Annotated in this window: 10 protein-coding genes and 1 tRNA gene; 3 read left to right on the top strand and 8 right to left on the bottom strand. The window is 64.4% G+C overall.

Annotated features, from left to right (window positions below; translation table 11 throughout):
• The 8 genes from ACMGER_RS00245 to aroA all read right to left on the bottom strand — a co-directional run.
• On the bottom strand, positions 1-2,225 hold a 2,225-nt coding region (locus ACMGER_RS00245; RefSeq protein ID WP_436810123.1), incomplete at its 3' end, for an SPM autocatalytic domain-containing protein.
• A 456-nt stretch (positions 2,226-2,681) separates the two neighbouring features.
• Positions 2,682-4,073, bottom strand: a complete 1,392-nt coding sequence (locus tag ACMGER_RS00240) for an HlyD family type I secretion periplasmic adaptor subunit (RefSeq protein WP_436810122.1) — start codon at positions 4,071-4,073, stop codon at positions 2,682-2,684.
• A complete protein-coding gene (locus ACMGER_RS00235) occupies positions 4,070-6,250 on the bottom strand; it encodes a type I secretion system permease/ATPase (RefSeq protein ID WP_436810121.1) in 2,181 nt (726 codons plus the stop codon). The genes ACMGER_RS00240 and ACMGER_RS00235 overlap by 4 nt, the downstream gene beginning before the upstream one ends.
• A gap of 674 nt (positions 6,251-6,924) precedes the next feature.
• Complete coding sequence (locus ACMGER_RS00230) at positions 6,925-14,112, bottom strand: autotransporter outer membrane beta-barrel domain-containing protein (protein ID WP_436810120.1); 7,188 nt, start codon at positions 14,110-14,112, stop codon at positions 6,925-6,927.
• Between the two features lie 283 nt (positions 14,113-14,395).
• A complete protein-coding gene (locus ACMGER_RS00225) occupies positions 14,396-14,677 on the bottom strand; it encodes an integration host factor subunit beta (RefSeq protein WP_436810119.1) in 282 nt (93 codons plus the stop codon).
• Between the two features lie 128 nt (positions 14,678-14,805).
• Positions 14,806-16,521 carry a 30S ribosomal protein S1 gene (rpsA, locus tag ACMGER_RS00220; RefSeq protein ID WP_436810118.1) on the bottom strand — a complete coding sequence of 572 codons (1,716 nt, stop codon included), beginning with the start codon at positions 16,519-16,521 and terminating at the stop codon, positions 14,806-14,808.
• A 201-nt stretch (positions 16,522-16,722) separates the two neighbouring features.
• Positions 16,723-17,361 (bottom strand): (d)CMP kinase, encoded by a 639-nt coding sequence (gene cmk, locus ACMGER_RS00215; RefSeq protein WP_436810117.1) that lies wholly within the window; start codon positions 17,359-17,361, stop codon positions 16,723-16,725.
• Entirely contained in the window at positions 17,358-18,692 is a 1,335-nt protein-coding gene (gene aroA, locus ACMGER_RS00210; protein ID WP_436810116.1) for a 3-phosphoshikimate 1-carboxyvinyltransferase, read from the bottom strand. Before aroA ends, cmk begins: the two co-directional genes overlap by 4 nt.
• 101 nt (positions 18,693-18,793) lie before the next feature.
• Between aroA and ACMGER_RS00205 the strand changes: the two genes are divergently transcribed.
• The 3 genes from ACMGER_RS00205 (at position 18,794) to galB (ending at position 22,294) form a co-directional block, all read left to right on the top strand.
• On the top strand, positions 18,794-19,123 hold the full coding sequence (locus tag ACMGER_RS00205; protein ID WP_436810115.1) for a TIGR02300 family protein: 330 nt from the start codon (positions 18,794-18,796) through the stop codon (positions 19,121-19,123).
• Between the two features lie 84 nt (positions 19,124-19,207).
• Positions 19,208-19,283, top strand: a tRNA-Ala gene (locus ACMGER_RS00200).
• Between the two features lie 332 nt (positions 19,284-19,615).
• Positions 19,616-22,294, top strand: a complete 2,679-nt coding sequence (galB, locus tag ACMGER_RS00195; protein WP_436810114.1) for a beta-galactosidase GalB — start codon at positions 19,616-19,618, stop codon at positions 22,292-22,294.
• Positions 22,295-22,338: the final 44 nt, after the last annotated feature.

The raw sequence follows: 22,338 nt of genomic DNA, 5'->3' as shown, positions 1-22,338 counted from the left end.
TTGCCGACAATCGTGTCGTCAAGGCCTGTCGCCCGGATATTGTCGTAGCCGGCACTGCCGCGGAACCAGGCTTCCTGCCGAATCCGATCGCGATCCCAGACGGTGCCGTCGGCGAAGGCGATCTGCTCGATGCCGTATGTCGCGTCGGAGTAGAACTGGTCATTGACCAGGATCTCGTGACCGGTGATTAAGTTCTTCACCCACAGCATATCGCCATCGCGACGCAGTTCGATCTGGCTGGCATCGAGATCAGTTAGTTTGAGAACATCGTTGTCGGTGGACAGTCCTTGATCGGTAATCACGTCATTACCGTCGCCGGAAGCGTAGCGATACATATCGCTGCCATTCCCGCCGAAAAGAAGGTCATTGCCCGTTCCGCCCACCAGTACTTCCGAATCATCTCCACCGTACATCCTGTTGTCGCCGGAGCCCTCCCCGCGCAGCCAAGTGTTGCCAACGGTTCGCTCAAGAAAATAGGAAGCAGCATTACGGTCTGCGAGATTCAGCAGAGCCTTATCCCAAGCCGCCGTCAGGCCGGTAGCGTTGCCCTTGAAGAGCATATCTCCCACGCCACCAAGCTCAGTCGTGATGCGGTCGAAATAGTTGTGAGCAGCCTGCGCATCGGAAGGCGCTGCCTGTCCCATGATATCAATGACCAACGATCCGTTGTCGGTAACCGAACCCTTCAGGGGATCGTACTGCAATGCAGACAGCACCGTATCGGGGTCAGTAACAAAATCGGATGTACCGTCGCTTATGATATGCCGGCCAACTGCCGCTTGCGCTACAAAGTTTGTAAGATAGGTACTGATGATGGAGTCGTATGTTTTTTCAATTGCTGCCGCCTCCGTTTCATTGGGGTTAGTGACAACAGTACCTCCAACCTGCTGCGTGAACGTTGCTCCAAAGAAAGCTTCAACAACGGCTAGGTGAGATGCATCGATATAGGGCCCTCGGTCAGTCGGCTGCGTTGGAATACCCGCCCAAAGCGCAATAATCTCCTCAAAGGAAGACCGCAGCTGCCCTCCCGTCATTGACGGAGACTGTAGGAGAAATGCTTGAGTGGCGTCGCTCAGTTCCTGGCTTGTGCTGAGAGCATAGGCGAAATCGGCGACATTTCCGTAGCCCTTTAGGTATGGGGCAGCTTTCGCGAAATCGCTAGCCTGAAATCCTTCTGGCGGTGTCCAGGTACTGATGACTGTGTCAACCGCAAAATATGCTGAGGCCATCGCACCGGACGTGCCGTCTATTCGCGTGAAGCTACCAGTGCGACCTATAGTGTTGCCTTGGGCGGAAATGCCAGAGGCCGTGCTGTCTACCTGTATAGAGGCTACGCCAGCATCAGCCAGCGATTTCAGCTCACCCGCTTGCGATATACCGTCACCATTGAGATCGGTCCAAATACGCAATTGTGAAAATGTTGCGTCATTGCTGTCAATCACCCCGTCGCCGTTATCATCGACTTGGGCGAGCACCGTGAACCCGTCTTCTCCGGCATTTCCAAACAACTCATCTACACCATCCACAACGCCGTTTGCATTAGCATCGCGTACGAGGAACCCGTCGTTTGGAGTTAGCCAACCGGAGCGCTCGTTGAACCCGTTTCCGTCCAAATCGAACTGCGCAATCGAATCTTGGACGGAGATAAGCCCAATACCATCTCCGTTCAAATCTAGGACCAATGGATCACGTTTTGGTGGCTTCAGAGGATCTTGTTTCGGTTCCCAGTCGGGGCGATTTGTATCTGGATTAGTAGGATTCCCGGGATTACTCGGGTTATTGGGATCGTCGTTGGGATCGTGGCAATCAAAGGTCGGAGGACCACTATCACGATATTGGTCGAAGGCCGCTTGAGCCGCAGCGCCTGCGAATATCGCAGCTGCGGTTCCAGCTATCGCCGCTGGAAGTCCGACAGTAATGCCCGCGATTAATCCTGCCGTTGCAGCAACGCCTACCGCCGTACCGACAGCCACATTGATGGTCGTACCGTAGGAACCATCGCCCGTTACAAGTGCCATGCCTCCAGCTTCAAGGTTTCTGAACTGCGAAAGCAGTTTTAGCCCAGGTGTGAGGTTGGTTATTGTTCGTAGAAAATAATCATTGGTCGCTCCAACGTAAGCCGCCGAACCTGCGCCAATAATCCCTGATGTGTTGAATGCAGCCTCGGAGTTTACGAGAGTTTTCTGCGCGATTCCGCCGACAAAACTCCAAATACATTCTGGCATAAAAATCTCCTCAGCTACAGAATATAGCTATTTATCTGACAATATAACCATAATAAACTGAGTAAACTGTGCAGTGCGACAATCCAAATCCGCAATATAAAATCATCGCGTCGTTTCCTATGCGATACCATCTCTTGCCGCGTGCGCCATTTAGCTCTTCAAAACCAAATATCTTTGGATTCTTGATAAGAGTGAATTCATCTGCGCATGCTCTAGGAATACTATCTCCGGGCTTGTAAATCTCAGGCGGGCATCCTTGTGGCCACACATACTGCCCTGACCAGATGACTGGAGAACGTCTAGGTGCAGGCTTTATTGCAAACCACGCGACAGCTATAGCGGCTATGACAATACAAATTGCCGCCAGGATATCCAAAGTTCGCGCCTTTTTGCTCTCAAAGTGAGCTGCCCCACCCCACTTATCTCGCTCCATTTTCTGCCCCATCTCCCAATGCTTTATCGCTCTCGCCCCGCTTCCTGAGAAAGCGCATCTATTGGACTCAGCAAATAGGATAGGATGCTGCGTCGGCCGGTTCGAATATCGGCGGTCACCTGCATACCGACTGCTGGTGAAATCTTCGAGCGTATCTGGCTTACCCTATGGGTAAGGATGATCCTAGCCGAGTAAACCAATCCTAGTTCTTCATCTTCAACGGCATCTGAACCAATGCTTTCGACTTGCCCGCGCAGCGTACCGTAACGGGTGAACGGGAAGGCTTCGAGCTTGATCGCGGCCTCGTCGCCTACGCGCACGAAACCTATGTCGCGATTGAGTACTTTGACTTCGGCGATGATCGTGCCATCTTTGGGTACTACGACCATAATCGGCTTGGCCACTTCGACCACGCCTCCCACGGTATGGATCGCGAGTTGCGAGATCGTGCCGTCGACCGGACTGACTAGGGTCTGGAGGCTAGATTTCTGCATTGCCTTGGTCCATTCCTCGCGACGCAACCGCGCGTCGGAATCCGCCTTGGCGAGGTCGGCCAGTACCTTTGATCTAGCTTCCGACGTTGCTTGCCTGATCGCGCTCTGCGCCGCCGCCATTTCAGCCAACGCACGGCGGGTTGCCGCGATCGCGGCATCGCGGTCACGGGCCGCCCCGAGGCGCTGCCGACGCATTTCGATCACCTTGAGCTTCGAAACGTAGCCCTTGCTCAACAGCTGTTCATTAGCAGTGATCTGCTCATCGAGCAGCGGCAGCGTCTCGGTAAGCTTGGCGGCTTGGATTCGCGCCTCGTTGCGCGCCGCGGCGGCGGCATCTCTTCGTGCCACGCTCGATCCCGCGTTTGCCTCGATATCAGCGAGTTCTGCGCGAGCGAGCGCGATCTGCGTCGCAGTCATGTCCGGCGTGGCGCCCGGAGGTGCCGTGAACGCCAGCCCTTTGCCGTCGAGCGCTGATAGCACCGCACGCGCCCTGGCTGCATCGAGCTCCGAGCTTTCCAGCGCTTTGCGCGCCTGTTCGGTCTCAGCGGTGGAGACAGTCGGATCTAGCTCGACCAGAGGTTGACCTTTGTGGACACGCTGGCCGTCGCGGACAAGGATTGCCCGGACAATACCTGCCTCCGCAGGCTGAATGAGTTTCACGTTCTCGGCAGGAATCAATCGACCAGTCGCCGAGGCGACAACGTCAACGCGCCCGAACACCAGCCAGGCAATCGTCAGAACGAGGCCCGACAACAGCACCCAGGTGGTTGCTCGTGCCGTCGGCGACACAGGCCTATCAATGATCTCCAGCGCAGCAGGAAGGAAGGCCGCCTCCTCCACCCGCAAGAGACTGCGCGCTCGCGACCTCTCTTCGGCAATAGAGCTGCGCACCACATCCCAGTGACGGCTGATCGCGTTCATGCGGCCTCGCCTGCGACGCCCATCTGACGGCGATGGAGGCTGGCGTAGCGGCCGTTCTGCCGCAGCAATTCCTCATGCGTGCCAATCTCGACAATGCGACCTTTCTCGAGCGTCATGATCCGATCGCATTGGCGGATCGCCGACAGTCGATGCGCGATAATGATGACAGTACGCCCACGTGCCATTGCCTTCAGATTACGCTGGATGATCTCCTCGCTTTCGGCATCAAGCGCCGACGTCGCCTCGTCGAAGATCAGCAGGCGCGGCTGGGTCACGAGCGCACGCGCGATCGCAATCCGTTGACGTTGGCCACCGGAGAGGTTGGCGCCGCGCTCCTCAATCTGGGTATCGTATCCCTGGGGCAGGCCGAGGATGAACTCGTGTGCGCCGGCAAGCTGAGCAGCAGCCATGACCTGATCGAGAGGCATCGCCGGGTTGGCGAGCGCAATATTCTCGCGGACGGACCGATTGAACAGTAGGTTCTCTTGCAGGACAACACCTATCTGGCGCCGGAGCCAAGCAGGATCGATCTGTGAAACGTCAATGCCGTCGAGAGAAATGCAGCCACTAGCCGGCGTGTACAAGCGTTGCAGCAGCTTGGTTAGTGTCGATTTGCCCGAGCCGGATGAACCGGCCACTCCGAGCGTACCTCCCGCTGGGAGCTCGAAGCTGATGTCATCGAGCGTCCAAGGCCCTTCAAACCCATAGCGGAATCGCACCTTCTCGAAGCGTACGTGCCCCTTCATCGCCGGCAACGCGGTGTGCGAGCCCATCCCCGGCTCGACCGGTGTATTCAGCACGTCCCCCAGGCGCGCGATCGACAGGCGCACCTGCTGGAAGTCTTGCCACAGCTGCGCCATCCGGATCACCGGTCCGGATACCCTCTGCGCGAACATGTTGAACGCGACCAGCCCGCCGACAGTCAGGGCTCCGACAATGACCTGCTGCGCTCCGAAATACAGGATGGCCGCCAGACTAAGCTTCGACACCAGCTGCACCGCCTGACTTCCGGTGTTGCCAAGATTGATGACGCGCTGGTTGGCGGCGCTATAGCCGGCAAGCTGACGCTCCCAGCGATCCTGCCATTGCGGTTCGACCGCGCTCGTCTTGACGGTCTGGATACCGGATACGCTCTCAACGAGCAGCGCGTTATTGGCGGCGCCGCGCTCGAACTTCTCGTCCAGACGACGGCGAAGTGGTCCGGTTACCAACAGCGAGATACCGACATAAGCGGGGATCGTCGCCGCTACGATCCAGAACAATGTCGGCGAATAGATCCACATCGCCACGAGGAACACGATCGTGAAGACCGGATCGATGAGCACGGTCAGCGACGCGTTTGTCAGAAACTCCCGAACCTGCTCGAGCTGGCGGACCCGAGTTACGGTGTCGCCAACGCGGCGGTTCTCGAAATAAGAAAGCGGTAGACCGAGCAGGTGGCGGAACAGCTTGGCACCGAGCTCGACATCGAGCTTCTGGCTCGTTTCGGAGAACAGGCGTGTGCGCAGCCAGCCGAAAGCGACTTCCCATAGCGATACGGCGACAAAACCGATCGCGAGCACCTGCAGGGTCGCCAGCGTGTTATGGACCAGAACCTTGTCGACGACGTTCTGGAAGAACAGCGGCGCGGCGAGACCGAGCAGGTTGAGCGCCAGAGTGATCAGCAAGACCTCGCCGATCAGCCGGCGATAGCGGACGATCTGCGGAATGAACCAAGTGACGTCGAAACGCCCCGCCGGACCCACGATTCCTTCGCGCGTCGTGACGAGGATAATCTCGCCGGACCAGATGTCGGATAGGGTGGCGCGACCGATCTTCTCGATAGGTGCTCCCGGCCGCTGGATCAGAAGCTGATCGCCCTCAACACGGCCGATGATGAACCAGCCCGCCGGCCCGTTAGCCAACGCCGGCAGCGGCAACCGCGAAAGACGGTCGAAACCCGTCTGGATCAGCTTGGCACGAACGCCATCCTGCTGAAGCGCGAGGCGAAGAAGGTCATTTCCTGTCGTCTCCTTTGCATGCCCAAGCGTGTGGCGAAGGTTCCGCGGATCAACCGCGATTCGATGGATCGCCAGCAGCGTGGCCAGCGCGCGCACGCCGCTTTCTGCCGTATCGGCAAACCCCTGTTGCGCCCCGTCGAGCAATTGCGCCGATTCCCCCTGCCATGCGGGTAGCATGGCATGCGAATTATGCCGAATTTGAGTTCGGATTCAACCATCGTTTGACCCGGACCAGATGATTTTTTCTCAATCCTGAAGACAGTTACCAATATCTTAATCATACAGCGGAAACATTGTGGCGCATGCATGACTCGCTGAAAGCCGAGCTATTGTTGGCTCTTACGCGCTGCCATCTCTAGGTGTGCAGTCCCGGACTGTAATGGTGCATCATTGCTCGTGACAGGTCGCTTTTTTGCGGCTTCGGCGTTACACCAATGCTGCACGTAAGTTCGCACCAACGGTGCTGACACAATAAACCGCCTCTGTCCTCATGTCTGGGCGAGCCGCAGTTCGGGTTGCTGTCGGCTTAAAATTGCCACGTCCAGCGAGCTATAACATCGGTGCCCCTGCGAACCCGAGATCACCTTTGTTATAACTCGGTTGGTATCGGGTTGAGAGTTGCCGTTGACGAAGTCGAGAATGCCCATGAGCGCGCCGTGGAGCATGGCGTCGACCTCGCCGCGCTTATCGCCGGGGTGGAGGACGATCTTGCCGACCAGCGAGCGGATATCGCTTGAGGCGTCGAGCCGCGTTTCGGGCTCGCTGAGCGTTTCGATGAGCCGCGCGACCTTGCGCTTGTAGATTTCGGTGATGCCGGGATGGACATCGGCGATGTCGGCCGGCGCTTCAGGTCAGAACCGCAAGCGGATGCCGGCGGAGAGCGCTTCCTGATGATCGTCCCCGCCGACCTGCGACGAGGCCGAGGCAAACAGGTCCAGCCGCTGGTCAAGGCGATAGGCGACGCCGCCGGCAATCGTCCCCACCAACCGCGCACGCGTCGGTCCAGATGCGATCAGACCGAGGCCGCCTCCGGCATAGCCGGCAAGCGCATCGGTTCGCATTCCCCGGAGCTGGTAGCGCGCGCCCATGCTGACGAACGGCCGGAACGCCGCTCGCGAGCTCTCGCTGCGGCCGAACGATAGCGCCGCGTCACCGAAAGCCGCAACGTGACGGTCGCGCGCGACCGTCAGCGCGAACGGACTGGTGGCCGTCTCCGACGTTCCGTCCCGGATGGTCCGGACATAAGTGAGGCCGAGTTTGGGCCGCGCCTCCCAATCGTTTGCAAGTGGCACGGCGTAGCTGACCGAAAGGTCGCCCACCCAGCTGTGCAGGGTATAGCGCCCTGCCGCCGAAGCGGTGCCGGGCAGCATGCGGTCGGTCCGGGCATCGCCGCCGTCATAGAGGATCGAAGCCGCGATACCTACACCGTCCGAAGACCAGCGGCCGTTGATACCGGCCATGAAGCCGTCGGTCTTGTTGTGCGCGCCCAGGGCATCGATCTGCTGACGGTCGTTCAGATAGCCGACGAACGCCCCCACCATTGCGCTGCTGTTGCCGAAGCCGAGCCCGCCGAGGAAGCCGTAGCTGCGGCTGCGCACTGCCGAGCTTCCCGTCTGCGGATCCGCACCGAGGCGGTGCCATTGGGTCAGCGTCTGCGCAAAGGTGAAGACTCCAGCGTCTTCGCGTACCGTGCCGAAGGCAGCACCCCGCGCAACGTCGGCCAATGCAAGCGCGTTGTCGACGCCCATCTGCGTGGCGGCCGCGTAGGGTTCCGGCGTCAGCTGGGCAAAGGCCTGGGGGTTGGACGCGTTGCCGCCCGACAGGAGCGCCGGCACCGCGGCGAACAGGCTGCTGTTCGCCGGCTGCACCACCAGCGCGGCATTGGCATAGTCGATGCTGCGATTCACTTGCGGGGTGAAGCCGGATTCGCGCAAAAATTGCCCGAGTAGCCGGATGCTGTCGGCGCTCTGCACCACGACGCCGAACAGCGAGTCGGGCTTGATCACCGTCGTGTAGCTGCCGGTGATGCCGCCCGAGGCGACGATCAGGTCATAGCTGACACCCGGCCGCAGCGTCCCGCTGGTCGTCAATTGCAGCGTCGCGCCGGCAGCGATCGAAACCGTGCCATTGACGATCAGCTTGTCGGAGACCGTCGGGGTCAGCTCGAACAGCGAGACCGACGTGCCGGCAAGCGCGACATTGCCCGTCACCGTCATGGTGCCCGGCGAAGCGCCCGGGCTCAGCGTGCCGGCGACCGCGAGGTTCCCGGTCACGCCGCCCGCCGAGCCGAACGTGGCGCCCTGGCCGACATTGATCTGCGCCGCATTGATGCTCGATCCCGCGAGGCCGACAAAGCGCCCGCCGGTCAGCGACATGGTGCCGAATGCGCCCGCCCCGGAAAGCGTCACATAGCCGCCCGACATCGCAAACGCCTCGAAATTGGCGACGGTGCCGAAGGCGAGGGGAGCATTGGCGGTACCACCCGACACGCCGAGCGTATCCGCGCCCGCGCCGCCATCGACGGAACCGACGAAACTTCCCGCGATCGTCATCCGGTCGCCGTCGGCGCCGAAAACGACCTGGATCGCGGCGAGCGTGCCGTTCGCGCCGATTGTAAGATTGCCGCCGGTCGACAGGCGATCGAAGCCATAATTGCCGGCGATGGTCAGTTCGCCGCGACCCTCGGTCGTCAAGCTCTCGAAGTCGCGCAGCATGCCGTCGCCCAACGTCGATCCGCTGGAGATGTCGATCATGGCGGCGTCGGTGCCGGCACCGCCCGAAATCGAGCCGTTCACGGTACCGCCGGCCGCCAGCCGAAAGCTGTCATTGCCGCCGCCCAGATCGAAGACGCCGGCGAGCGTGCCGCCGCTCGCGACCGTGAGCTGCTGGCCGCCGTCGCCGAAGCCGATCGTCTCGCCTGCCGTGCCGAGCGTGCCCGCGAGGATCAGCGCACCGCCCGATAGCTGGATCTGCTCGAATCCCGATGCGGTACCGGTCAAGGTCACCGGACCGGCAGCGGCGAAGCGCAGCACGTCGTTCCCGCCCTGACCGAGATACAGCCCCGCGGCATTTGCCGTGCCCAGGACCAGCCGATCGTCGCCGCCTCCCAACGCGACCTGGGGGAGATCACCGTCCACGGTCAGGCCTTCCGCGGCATCCGAACCGGACACTGCGCCGACCGTGTTGCCGGCCAGCTGGAGGTCGAGCCCCGTCCCGGCGAGCGCGATCGAACCGAACCCTTGGTCGAGCGCGAGCGAAAGCGTGCCGCTACCCTCGAGCGAGAGGCGTTCGAAGCCGGTGCGTGCGCCGATTCCGGTACGGTCGCCCGAGAGCAGCACGGCATAGACGTCGTTGCCGGCGCCGCCGTCCACCGCTCCGGCGACGCTGCTGCCGGCGCCTTCGGCAAAGCGATCGTCGCCGTCGCCGAGCAGGACCGAGCCCAGCACGCTGCCATTGTTGGTGAAGCGGTCATTGCCGTCCGCAAGGTCCGCCGCCCCGGCGACCGTGCCGTTGTTGACCACGGTCTCGTTGCCGCCGCTGCCGGTGATGGTGGTCGCGCTGTCGCTGCTGAGCGTCTGTCCGGCGGCGACGGTCAGGCTGCCGCCGCTCACGCCGATCGTAGTGATGTCGAAGGCGCCGGAATAGGTGACATTGCCTTCGCCGATCTGGCTGAAGCTTTCGAAATTTACGAATTGATCGCCGTTGATCGTGCCGCCGCCGGTCGCGTCGACGATGAAGCTGTCGATGCCGTCGCCGGCGTCGACGGTTCCGATCAGCGTCGCGCGCGCACGCTGGAGGAAGCTGTCGTCGCCGAGCCCGAGGAACACGTCGCCTTCGATGCGGCCGTAATTCTCGATCCGGTCTTGGCCCATGCCAAGATCGACCGAGCCGATGATCGAGCCGTTGTTGACAATGCGGTCGCTCGCATCGCCGATCGTCTGGATCGCGCCGGCCAGATAGGGGCGGCCGATGTCCCCAACGAGGAGATCATCGCCCGCGAGGACGGTACCCGTGCCCCCACGGATCGTGCCGTCGTTGGTCAGGTTCAGCGCCGCCTGGAAGACGCCGATGGCAGTCGACCGTGCCCCCGTCGCCTCGATGACGCCCGTTGCGCTGTTGGTGATCGTCACCGTGGAGCCGACATTGGCCGAAGCCGCGAGCGCGATCGCCGGGATGGTGTACGGCACCTCGACAGTCACATAGGGTGGGGTATCTGGCCAGGTATAATAGGTTTCCACGACGCCGCCGCCATTGGCGCGGATCGTTCCCGAGTTGGTCACCGAAATCGTCGGCTGCCCGGTGCCCTGGCCGTAATCATAGCTATAGGCATAGAGGCCGACGCCGGCGCCGGTCCGGCCGCTGGCATCGATCGTCCCGCTGTTGTTCAGCGCCACGGAACCGGCGGTGCCGTCGAGGCTTGTGAGCCCCAGCGTTACCGCGGCCTTGCCCTGGGCGGTGCTGGTGATGCTGCCGCTGTTGGTGAGTGCCACCGACGCGGGCGGCATGGGCTCCGTCCCGAAGGAGCTGCCGTCGACCTCCGCGTAGAATCCCCCATTGTCGATGCTGCCGCTGTTGGTCGCGATGATCGCGCTGCCGCGATGGCCGAGCAGATACACGGTCCCCCCGGCTGCGCCGCTGGTGATCGTACCGCTATTGTCGAAGGCGAGTGCGCCCTGCGTCGCGATCGAAACCGCGCTGTTTTGCAGCGTTGCCGAGCCGACCGAACCGCTATTGGCGAACGCGTGCGTTTCCCCCGAAAAGCCGCCAAGGATCGTGCCCTGGTTGACGAAGGAGGCGAGGCTCACATGCTCCGGGAAAATGTATCCGATCGAATAGGCGGGGCCGGTCCACACGCTCTTGCCGATCATGGCGGTGTTCACGATCGAGCCGTCGCCGGAAACGTACAGGTCCGAATCGAACGGGGCGTCGGCGCGTACCGTCAGCACGGTGCCCGCACCCACCGCCCGGATACCTTGGAGCTCGAAGTTGGTCAGGGGCACGGCGCCGAGCGTGACCGTGCCGCTCGTATCGCGCGCGCGGATATAGATGTCCTGGCCGGCGCCGCCGTCGATGGCTCCGCTGACGCCGGTGCTTTCGCCCATCGCGACGAATATGTCGCCCCCGTCGCCAAAGCGCAGGTCGCCCGAGATCGTCCCGCCGTTCGCCGTGTAGACGGCGCCGAGTGAAGAGCGGAAGCCGTAGCTCGTATAGCCCAGGTCGACCGAACCGGTGATAGTTCCCGCATTGGACAGCGCCCCACCCGACAGCGCGATGGCGGGCGCTGCCGCGCCGCCGGCGATGACGCCGCCAGCGAGATTGGTGACGTTGGCCGGGGCAAAGTTGTTCACGGCGATCGCCGAGGTGCCCGAGCTGGCAATCCGCCCCGAGTTGGTGATCGTGCTATTGCTGCCGATCTGCACGGCGATGCCGTCGACATCGATGGTGCCGCTGTTCGTCAGAGTAGTGAACGACCCGCCGATGCCTGTCGCCCGGCGGGTGCCGGCGACCTGCGTGATCGTGCCCGTATTGACGATGCCGAGGGCCCATTGAATGCCGGTCGTGGCGCCGAGAAGGATGGTTCCGTCGTTGATTACCCGCTTGCCTCCGCTGATCGCGGCGATGGTGCTGTAGATGGTGGAGGCGCTGTCGACGACGGTGAGCGTCCCGGCATTGGTGAAGCTGTCATCGCCGCCGATCGTGACCGCCGCATAGGGGTATGGCGCACCATCGACATGGCTCAGCGTAAGTGCGCCGCGGCTGGTGATTGCCAACGCATTCTGGACGTCCGTCTCGCCCGGCGCGCGCACGATGCTGGTGGTGCTGATTGCCGGGCTGCCGCCGACGGTCACGTCGGCGGTTACGTCGACGCTGCCCTTGCCTGCGAAGAGGAGCGACTGCGCCGGCGCGCTTCCCTGCGTCAGTGTGAGCGTTGCGTCATCGTACAGATCATAACCGACGCTGGCGAACATTGCCGGCGCTCCGGCCGTCGTGGCCGCATCGCCGAAAACGCGGTAACGCAGCACCGCATCGGCGCCCGAGACAGTACCGGTAATGCCGGCATAGGTGCCTGCGCCCGAGCCTGCCAGCTCGGTTATCAGCATATCGCCCCAACCGAGGGTCAGGTTCCCGTTCAGCACGCCCCCTGGAAGCGCGAAGAACCGATTGCCGGTCGGGTAGGTGAAAGGGGGAGTCTGCAGGACGACGTCGCCGTTGATCGTACCGGCATTGACAACGGTGGCCCCGATCAACGAGGTCGCATTGCCGGGACCGATCGCCCGCGTGCCCCCGGTCACTACGCCATCGGCGCGGTTGTGGAGCACGCCGTTCCAGTCGAGCAGCACCGCGGTAGCGGGCGACGTGATCAGGCCGCTATTGGCGAGTGCGCTGGAGAGTTTCACGCCAGCCACGGCACCTTCGATCCGGCCGGTGTTGACCCAGCTGCTCCCGAAGGAACCGGAAAGGGCCGCCCCGATGCCGGCGGTCGAACGGATGGTGCCCGAATTGTTGAAGCTGGGCCCATGCAGCGACAAGGCCGTGCCGGCAGCGGTGATCGTGCCGCTGTTCACGAATGCTCCTTGCGACGTGTAGGATATCCCGTCGCCGGCGGCGGTCACGGTTCCGCTGTTCTCGAACCGACTAATGTTCCACAAATCGACGCCATAGGTGCCCGCAGCCGTCGCGCCGCTGATGATCGTGCCTGCGTTGATGACAGTCGGCGTGCCCCCATTGTCGGTGCCGATCACCTGGCCAGCGCTCGACAGCGTCGTCTGGTTGACGATCGTGCCGGTGCCGCTGATGCGCAGCGGGTTGGATCCGACGAAGCCGTCGCCGAGGATGACCGTCACGTCACGTTCTGGCGCGAGGGTCATCTGATCGAAATTGGTCGGGAGCGGAATCGGAGCGCTCAGCGTCTGATCCGCGCTGAAGATGACGCGCAGGGTATCGATCCCCGCGCCGCCGTCGATCGCGCCGGCAACGCCGGTGATGATGCCGGCGGTGCCCCAGCCGGCGACCAGCGTATCCGAAGTCCCGCTGAGCACCAGATTGCCGTTTATCGTTCCCGCCGAGGAATCGACGACGCTCGACCCGAACTGACCGACCGGCACGGACGTCACCACGACGTCACCGTCGATGATTCCCGCGTTGATAAGGTTGAGTGCGCCCGTGGAGATCGCAATCGGGCCAGCGCTGGAGATTCGGCCGCCCGCTGCGTTGGAGACGGTCATGAAATCGCCCACGATCGCCGCACCGGTACCGGTGTTCGCGATGACGCCGCTATTGGCGACGCCTCGGTTCCAGTTGGCGATGGTCGCAGCATTGGTCGCGGCGGTGATGGTTCCGCTATTGGTCACGCCCCCGTAGAGCGAGCCGACCTGATTGCCCGGATCGATAGCGCTTCGGTTGCCGCCGTCGATCGTGCCGGCATTGCTGATGGTTCCCACCGATCCGCTGATCGCGCCGATGAAGCCGCTCATGCGATTGGTGATCGAGAAAATGCCGGAATAGATATTATAGTTGGCCGGACTGGCGAGCAGCGCGATGCCGCTCGAGCCGGTGATCGTCCCGGCATTGTCAACGGCAGCACTGGCCCTATTCGAACCGTTCTGGAACACGACGAGGCCGTTCGTCCCGGTTACGATTCCCCCCGCGGCCACGGTAAGGGTGAGTGCGGAGGGGCTTTGATAATAGAAGCCCGTCGTAGCCAGGCTGACGCCCGCCTGCGCGCCGCCGTCCACTTGTCCCGAAACGTCGATCGATACCGGCACGTAGTAAGGCGCACTCGACAGCACGACCGCCACTGCCGCCCCACTTGCCCCCTGCACCGTCGCACCGGAGGAAACGACGACCTTGGTTCCGCCGGTCGTCACGCGCAGCCCGTCGGCATCGGTGCCCGCACAGGTGGTCGTGCCATCGGCCACGGTGGGTTCCGGGGCACATTGGGCGAATGCCTGACCACTCCAGAACAGCGCGATCGCAATGCTGCTCGTCTGCAGCGCGCGCGTGCGCACCCGCCGCATCCGCGGTACCCCCTTCGACATCTTGTAGCCCCCATAGATGCACGGAGGCATTAGCTTTCTGGCTCTTCCCCGGTCAACGCAATTCCGCCTCACGCCAAGGAGGCGATAAGGATGCGACAACGGCCAATCTCTGGGCAACGCTACTCGGCAACAATCACGACTCGATACTGACCAGACACTTTCGCCTTGGGTGGTCGAAACCACCGGTTCAGATTAGAGTCTTCAACGAGTTATAACATCGGCGTCCCCGCGAAGGCGGGAATGACGATGATTCAATCTCAATTCGCAGCGCGCGCCAGCCCGCTCACTCCATGTTGAGGCGCGCGCGCATCTCCTTGCCCGGCTTGAAATACGGCACCCGCTTGGCCTCGACGCTCACCGTCTCGCCGGTGCGGGGATTGCGGCCGGTGCGGGCGTCGCGCGCACGGGTCGAGAAGGCGCCGAAGCCGCGAAGCTCGACGCGGCCATCGGCGACGAGGCGGTCGACGATCTGATCGAAGAACACGTCGACGATCTTCTCGATGTCGCGCACCGACAGGTCGGCATGGTCGCGGACGAGGAGCTGGACGAGTTCGGATCGGATCATTCTACCCCCCGGGCCAGCGATGCGGCGCACCGCCTTTGGCCTATCCTACGCGAAACGCACGGCTTTTATCAACCGTTGCGACTCGTGCCGGGCCGGGGCGGCACGGATGCGCCGCCCCGGCAGGTCTTTTACTTGGTTTCGCCGTTGCGCGCCTTCAATGCCTCGCCAAGGATGTCGCCGAGCGACGCACCCGAATCCGACGAGCCATACTGGGCCACCGCCTGCTTCTCCTCGGCGATCTGCATCGCCTTGATCGAGAAGGTCGGCTTCTTCGAGCGGTCGAAGCCGGTGACCATTGCATCGAACTTCTGCCCGACCTGATAGCGCTCCGGCCGCTGTTCGTCGCGGTCGCGGCCGAGGTCGGTGCGCTTGATGAAGCCGGTCGCGCCATCGTCGCCGACCTGCACCTCGAGGCCCGCGTCCCGCACCTCAAGCACCGTCACGGTGACGATCTCGTTCTTGTTGACGCGCGCGCCGCCGCCGGCTGCCGCCGGGCTCGGCACGCCGCCGCGCTCGAGCTGCTTCATGCCGAGGCTGATGCGCTCCTTGTCCGGCTCGATCGCGAGCACGACCGCCTGCACGGTCTCGCCCTTGCGGTGCAGGTTGAGCGCGTCCTCGCCCGAGATGCCCCAGGCGATGTCGGACATGTGGACCATGCCGTCGACGTCATTGTCGAGCCCGATGAACAGGCCGAACTCGGTCGCGTTCTTGACCTCGCCCTCTACGGTCGAGCCGACCGGGTGCGCGGCGGCGAACGCCTCCCACGGGTTCTGCTGCGCCTGCTTGAGGCCCAGGCTGATGCGGCGCTTCTCCTCGTCGACCTCGAGCACGACCACTTCCACCTCCTGCGAGGTCGACACGATCTTGCCCGGGTGGACGTTCTTCTTGGTCCAGCTCATCTCGGAAACGTGGACCAGGCCCTCGATGCCGGGCTCCAGCTCGACGAACGCGCCGTACTCGGTGATGTTGGTCACGCGGCCCGACAGCTTGGCGCCGATCGGGTACTTCTGCGCTGCGCCGTCCCACGGATCGCTCTCGAGCTGCTTCATGCCGAGGCTGATGCGCTGCGTGTCGCGATTGATGCGGATGATCTGGACGCGGACGGTGTCACCGATGTTGAGCACCTCGCTCGGGTGATTGACGCGCTTGTAGCTGAGGTCGGTGACGTGGAGCAGACCGTCGATGCCCCCCAGGTCCACGAACGCGCCATAGTCGGTGATGTTCTTGACGACACCGTCGATCACCTGGCCCTCGGCGAGGCTCTGGATCAGGCCCGAACGCTGCTCGGCGCGGGTCTCCTCGAGCACCGCGCGGCGCGACACGACGATGTTGCCGCGCTTGCGATCCATCTTGAGGATCTGGAACGGCTGCGGGATGTCCATCAGCGGCGTCACGTCGCGCACCGGACGGATGTCGACCTGGCTGCCGGGGAGGAAGGCCACCGCGCCGTTGAGGTCGACGGTGAAGCCGCCCTTGACGCGGCCGAAGATCACGCCGTCGACGCGGTTGCCCTGGGCGAACTCGGCCTCCAGCTTGTCCCACGCGGCCTCGCGGCGGGCGCGGTCGCGGCTCAGCATCGCCTCGCCATTGGCGTTCTCGACGCGGTCGACGAACACCTCGACCTCGTCGCCGACCTTGAGCTCGGCCTTCTGGCCGGGGGCGGCGAACTCGCGGAGCGACACGCGGCCCTCCGACTTGAGGCCGACGTCGATGATGGCCATGTCGTTCTCGATACCGGTGACGGTACCGATGACCACGCGGCCCTCGAAGCCGTCGGCCTGGCCGAGCGTCTGGTCGAGCAGCGCGGCGAAATCGTCGCGGGTGGGATTGGCGGCAGTTGCCATAAGAAACAGGGTCCTATTCGTTCACGTTTCCGGCCAGCCGGTTGTCTCCGGCGGTCTTTGGGCCGATTCGCCGCGGCGGCCGGATGCCGGTCGCGGCGTCCACCGGGGCGACGCGCACCCGAGCGAGGAAGTCAGGACAAATGCGCAAATGGCGCGGCCAGCGTAGCCGGTGTCCCGGTCCGCTCCGCGCCTACGCGGGGATCAGGGCGTCGCCGCCCGTTGCCCCGTCCGTGCCTCCACGAGCGCGATCGCCCGCTGGACGGCGGCGTCTATAGAGAGAAAGCTGGTGTCGAGCAAGACGGCGTCGTCCGCCGGCTTGAGCGGCGCCTGGCTGCGCGTGCTGTCGCGCTCGTCGCGGGCGCGGATGTCGCTCAGCACCTTGTCGAGGCTGACGAAATTGCCGCGTTCGCGCAGCTCCGCGTGGCGGCGGCGGGCGCGGATCATCGGCGTCGCCTTGACGAACAGCTTCACCTCCGCCTCGGGCGCGATCACCGTGCCGATGTCGCGCCCGTCCAGCACCGCGCCGCCCGGCTGCTGGGCGAAGCGCCGCTGCCGCTGGAGGAGCGCGGCCCGCACCAGCGGATGCGCCGAGACGATCGAGGCGACCTTGCCGATCCGGTCGTCCTTCAGCCGCTCCTCGGCGAGCAGCGTCTCGTCGAAATCGGTCGAGGCGACGGCGTCCGCCTCTTTCTCGGGGTCGAGCTCGTTGTCGAGCACGGTCGCGGCCACCGCGCGGTAGAGCAGTCCGGTGTCGAGGTGCGGCAGGCCGAAGTACCGCGCGAGCGCCCGCGCGATCGTCCCCTTGCCCGAGGCCGCGGGGCCGTCGACGGCGATGATCATCGCTCGAGCCACCGCGGATCCGCGCCGAGCGCCGCGGCGGTATCCACGAAGCCGGGATAGCTGGTGGCGATCGGGCTCGCGTCGTCGATTTCGATCGGCCGCGCCGACGCCATGCCCGCCACGCTCATGCTCATCGCGATACGATGGTCGAGCTGAGAGGCAATGCGGGCGCCGCCGCGGATCGGCTCGCCGCTGGTGCCCTCGATCGTCATGCCGTCGGGAAGCTCGGCGACGCGCGCGCCGTTGGCGGTCAAGGCCTCCGCCATCGCCGTGACGCGATCCGATTCCTTGACGCGCAGCTCCTCGGCGCCGCGTGCGACCGTCGTGCCCTCGGCGAAGGCGGCGGCGACGAACAGCACCGGATATTCGTCGATCATGCTCGGCGCGAGTTCGGGCGGCACCTCGATGCCCTTGAGCGCGGCGTGGCGTACGCGCAGGTCCGCGACCGGCTCGCCGCCGACGACGCGTGCGTCCTGCTCGGCGATGTCGGCACCCATCAGCCTGAGCGCGGCGAGCAGCCCGGCCCGGGTCGGGTTGAGCCCGACGTTGCGGATGACGATGTCGCTCCCCGGCACGATCGACGCCGCGACCATCCAGAAGGCGGCGGAGGAGGGGTCGCCCGGCACGACGATGTCCTGCGGCTTGAGCTCCGCCTCGCCGGTGATGGAGATCACGCCCTCCTCGACGGTCAGCTTCGCGCCGAACCCGGCCAGCATCCGCTCGCTGTGATCGCGCGTCGGCACGCGCTCGATCACCCGCGTGATGCCCGGCGTGTTGAGCCCGGCGAGCAGCACCGCCGACTTCACCTGCGCCGAGGCGACCGGCAGCTCATAGTCGATCGGCACCGCCGGGCAGATCCCGTACACCATCAGCGGCAGGCGGTCGCCCGGGCTCGCGGTGAAGTCCGCGCCCATCTGCGACAGCGGCGCGATCACCCGCCCCATCGGCCGTTTCGACAGCGACGCATCGCCGATGAAGGTGGTGGTGATCGGATGGCTCGCGACCAGCCCCATCAGCAGCCGTGTCGAAGTGCCGGAATTGCCCATGTCGAGCGCACTCGCCGGCTGGAGCAGCCCGCCGACGCCGACGCCATGGACGCGCCACACGCCGTCGTCGCCGCGCTCGATCGTCGCGCCCATCGCCCGCATCGCAGCAGCGGTGGCGAGCACGTCCTCGCCCTCCAGCAATCCTGCGATTCGCGTCTCTCCGACCGCGAGGCTGCCCAGCATCAGCGAGCGGTGGCTGATCGACTTGTCGCCCGGAACGGCCACCGTTCCACTGAGCGGACCAGAGGCGGAAATCGAAAGCGGACGGGGAAGGGAGCCGTGCATCGGCCGCGGCTTTTGACAGCGCGCTTGCGCTCTGGCAAGGCGCCCCCCAACTTCGCGGGTCACACCCCCGAAATCCCCTTTTTGTGAGTGAGGCGAAAGCAATGGTGAAGCCCGAGTGGGGCACGAAGAGGACGTGTCCGAAGTGCGGCACGCGGTTCTACGATCTCGGCAATGACGAGCCCGTCACCTGCATCAATTGCGGCGTGGCGTGGGAGCCGGAGCCGATCCTCAAGTCCAAGCAGCCGCTGCCGTTCGAGGCGGTGAAGGCCGACAAGGCGGAGGCTGTAACCGAGGATGCCGATCTCGGCGCCGAGGACCTAGACCTTGTGGAGGTCGACGAGGAGGGCGAGGCGAGCCCGGACGACGATGTCGACCTCGGCGGCGACGACGACCTCGGCGTTCCGACTGCCGACGAGGACGAGGAAAGCTGATTTTCGGCGGCGGTCGCGGCCGATGCCGCGACCGCTTGCCAAAGCCGCGCGGCCCGCGTAGAGGGCAGCGCCTTCCCGGGGTGTGGGGCCGTAGCTCAGCTGGGAGAGCGTCGCAATGGCATTGCGAAGGTCAGGGGTTCGATCCCCCTCGGCTCCACCATTTTCCTCCTTACGAGTCATCGGAGCGAAGCTGGAGCGATCCGGCCGTTCTGCGTTCCTGTCTGCTCTTTTCCATCGATGCGGCAAGTCAGTTCTGCCACAGCGTGGCCCGTGTTTCCCCCTCTCCATCACATAGTCCGGCATTGACATCGTCTCGCCAAGCGATAGCATTGGTAGCGCTATCATAAGCGGGCGCGCGCCTGGTGAGGTCGCAGCGGTCCGTACTGTAGAGAGGATCGGTCGTTGGGCGCTGCCTTGTCGAATCGTCCGCTGACGGGGAGGCGGATGGCATCGGGCTCTAAGCGCAATCCATTGCGTCGTAGGGCGATCTGGGTGCGGGCCGTGCTGCTGTTTGCCGCATTTCCTCTTTCCGCCGCGGCGCAGCCCGTCCGTTCCGACACGGCGCCGCGCGAACGCATCTCGATCGACGTTGGCTGGCGCTTTACGAAGGGCGATCCGGCGGATGCTCCGGCGGTCCTGCTCTACGATGTCCGTCCCGAGCTCAAGAGCAGCGAGGACGGCAAGGCCGCCGACGCGCGGCCGCAGGATGCCGAGAAGCTCGCCGCCGACCGCCCGGTGCTCAAGCCGTGGATCCTGCCGACCGGCAACGCCTTCATCCGCGATCCTGCGCGCCGCCGCACGCGCCCCGCCGGCGAGCCCGCGGCAGGGCTTTCCTATCTTCAGACGGGATTCGACGACAGCGCCTGGCGCAGGGTCGACCTGCCGCACGACTGGGCGATCGAGGGGCCGTTCCTGACCGAAGGCCCCTATGGCGGCATGGGCCGGCTGCCGAGCTGGGGCATCGGCTGGTACCGCAGGAAGCTCGACATTCCGGCGAGCGACCGGGGCAGGTCGATCTTCCTCGATGTCGGCGGCGCGATGTCCTACGCCGCTGTCTGGCTCAACGGCCATCTCGTCGGCGGCTGGCCTTACGGCTACAACGGCTGGCGCGTCGATCTGACGCCCTATGCCGTGCCCGGCGGCGTCAACCAGCTCGCGATCCGGCTCGACAATCCGCCCGAATCCGCGCGCTGGTATCCCGGCGGCGGTCTCTACCGGAGCGTGTGGCTGACCAAGACGAGCCCCGTCCATGTCGGACAATGGGGCAGCGTCGTGACGACGCCGGAGGTCTCGAAGCAGTCTGCCACGATCGACCTCGCCCTCTCGATCGACAATGATTCCGCCGTTGAAGCCCAGGTCGAGGCGGCGACCGCCATCTATGCGTTGGATGCCGACGGCAACCGCATCGGCCGCGCCGTCGCCACGATCGCGGCGCAGCGGGCGCTGGTGCCCGTCCGGAGCAGCGCGACGGTCAAGGGCTCGACGACGCTCGCCAATCCCCGCCTCTGGGGACCGCCGCCCACGCAGCAGCCGAACCGCTACGTCGCCGTCACCACCGTCCGCCGCGACGGCAGGATCGTCGACCGTTACGAGACACGCTTCGGCATCCGCTCAATCCGCCTCGACCCGGACAAGGGCGTGATCGTCAACGGCGAGCGCATCCCGCTGCGCGGCGTCAACAATCACCACGATCTCGGCGCGCTCGGCGCCGCCTTCAATGTCCGCGCCGCCGAGCGTCAGCTCGAGATCCTGCGCGACATGGGCGCCAATGCCGTCCGCATGAGCCACAATCCCCCCGCGCCGGAGCTGCTCGAGCTCACCGACCGCATGGGTTTCCTGGTGATCGACGAGGTGTTCGATTCCTGGAAGCAGAAAAAGACGCCGCTCGACTTCCACCTGATCTTCCCCGACTGGCACGAGCAGGACCTGCGCGCGATGCTGCGCCGCGACCGCAACCATCCCTCGGTGTTCCTGTGGAGCATCGGCAACGAGGTCGGCGAGCAATATACCGGCGAGGCGGGCGCGGCGGTCGCGCGCGAGCTGGTGCGGATCGTCCGCGAGGAGGATGCCACCCGCCCGACCATGACCGCGATGAACTGGGCGAAGGCGGACATGCCGCTGCCCGCCGCGGTCGACGTGATCGCGCTCAACTATCAGGGCGCCGGCATCCGCAGCCTGCCCGGCCAGTTCCCCGCCTTCCGCGCGCGCTTCCCCGACAAGGTGATCTTCAGCAGCGAGAGCGCCTCGGCGCTCAGCAGCCGCAGGGAGTATCAGTTCCCGGTGCCCGGCACGATCAGCGGCCCGGTGCGGCCCGGCGTCGGCGGCGATTCCGCGACCAAGCAGGTGAGCGCCTATGAGCTGTTCGCGTCCGACTTCGGCTCCTCGGCCGACCGTTCGTTCGCAGCGGACGATCAGGCGCCCTATGTCGCAGGCGAGTTCGTGTGGAGCGGGTTCGACTATCTCGGCGAGCCGACGCCCTATTATGCCGCGCGCAGCTCCTATTCGGGGATCATCGATCTCGCCGGCTTCCCCAAGGACCGCTTCTATCTCTACCAGGCGCGCTGGCGGCCTGAGCTGCCGATGGCGCACATCCTGCCGCACTGGACCTGGCCGGGCCGCGACGGCCAGGTGACGCCGGTGCACGTCATCTCCTCGGGCGACGAGGCCGAGCTGTTCGTCAACGGCAAGTCGCAGGGCCGCAAGAAGCGCGCCCCGTTCGAATACCGCTTCCGCTGGGACTATGTGGCCTATGAGCCGGGCGAGCTGCGCGTCGTCACCTGGAAGAACGGCAAGGCCTGGGCGACCGCGGAGATGAAGACCGCCGGTGCCCCCGCGAAGCTCGGCGCCCAGGCCGACCGCGCGGCCATCCGCGCCGACGGGCGCGACCTGTCCTTCGTTACCGTGCGCATCGCCGACAAGGACGGGCTGACCGTGCCGCGCGCTGCCAACCGGCTGCGCTTCACGATCGAGGGGTCGGGCGAGATCGTCGCCACCGACAACGGCGATCCCACCAGCTTCGAGCCTTTCCAGTCGCACGAGCGCAACGCCTTCAACGGCCTCGCGCTGGCGATCGTTCGTGCGAAGCCGGGCCAGGCAGGGAGGATCATCCTCCATGTCGCTGCCGACGGGCTCGAGGGTGCGACGGTCCCGATCCGTAGCGCCGCGCGCTAACATAGATTAGCTTATTGAAATTATTCGATTTGTTGCCCGTACGG

This window comes from Sphingomonas astragali (assembly GCF_051400615.1).
Taxonomy (GTDB): Bacteria; Pseudomonadota; Alphaproteobacteria; order Sphingomonadales; family Sphingomonadaceae; genus Sphingomonas.
Note: the sequence above shows the minus strand (reverse complement) of the source record. Positions and strands in the feature narration are given on the sequence as shown.

What these genes read in the sequence shown, in the direction of transcription:
- ACMGER_RS00240 (WP_436810122.1), bottom strand. Translation starts at nt 4,073, where the DNA reads ATGAACGCGATCAGCCGTCACTGGGATGTGGTGCGCAGCTCTATTGCC.
- ACMGER_RS00235 (WP_436810121.1), bottom strand. Translation starts at nt 6,250, where the DNA reads ATGCTACCCGCATGGCAGGGGGAATCGGCGCAATTGCTCGACGGGGCG.
- ACMGER_RS00230 (WP_436810120.1), bottom strand. Translation starts at nt 14,112, where the DNA reads ATGTCGAAGGGGGTACCGCGGATGCGGCGGGTGCGCACGCGCGCGCTG.
- ACMGER_RS00225 (WP_436810119.1), bottom strand. Translation starts at nt 14,677, where the DNA reads ATGATCCGATCCGAACTCGTCCAGCTCCTCGTCCGCGACCATGCCGAC.
- rpsA (WP_436810118.1), bottom strand. Translation starts at nt 16,521, where the DNA reads ATGGCAACTGCCGCCAATCCCACCCGCGACGATTTCGCCGCGCTGCTC.
- cmk (WP_436810117.1), bottom strand. Translation starts at nt 17,361, where the DNA reads ATGATCATCGCCGTCGACGGCCCCGCGGCCTCGGGCAAGGGGACGATC.
- aroA (WP_436810116.1), bottom strand. Translation starts at nt 18,692, where the DNA reads ATGCACGGCTCCCTTCCCCGTCCGCTTTCGATTTCCGCCTCTGGTCCG.
- ACMGER_RS00205 (WP_436810115.1), top strand. Translation starts at nt 18,794, where the DNA reads ATGGTGAAGCCCGAGTGGGGCACGAAGAGGACGTGTCCGAAGTGCGGC.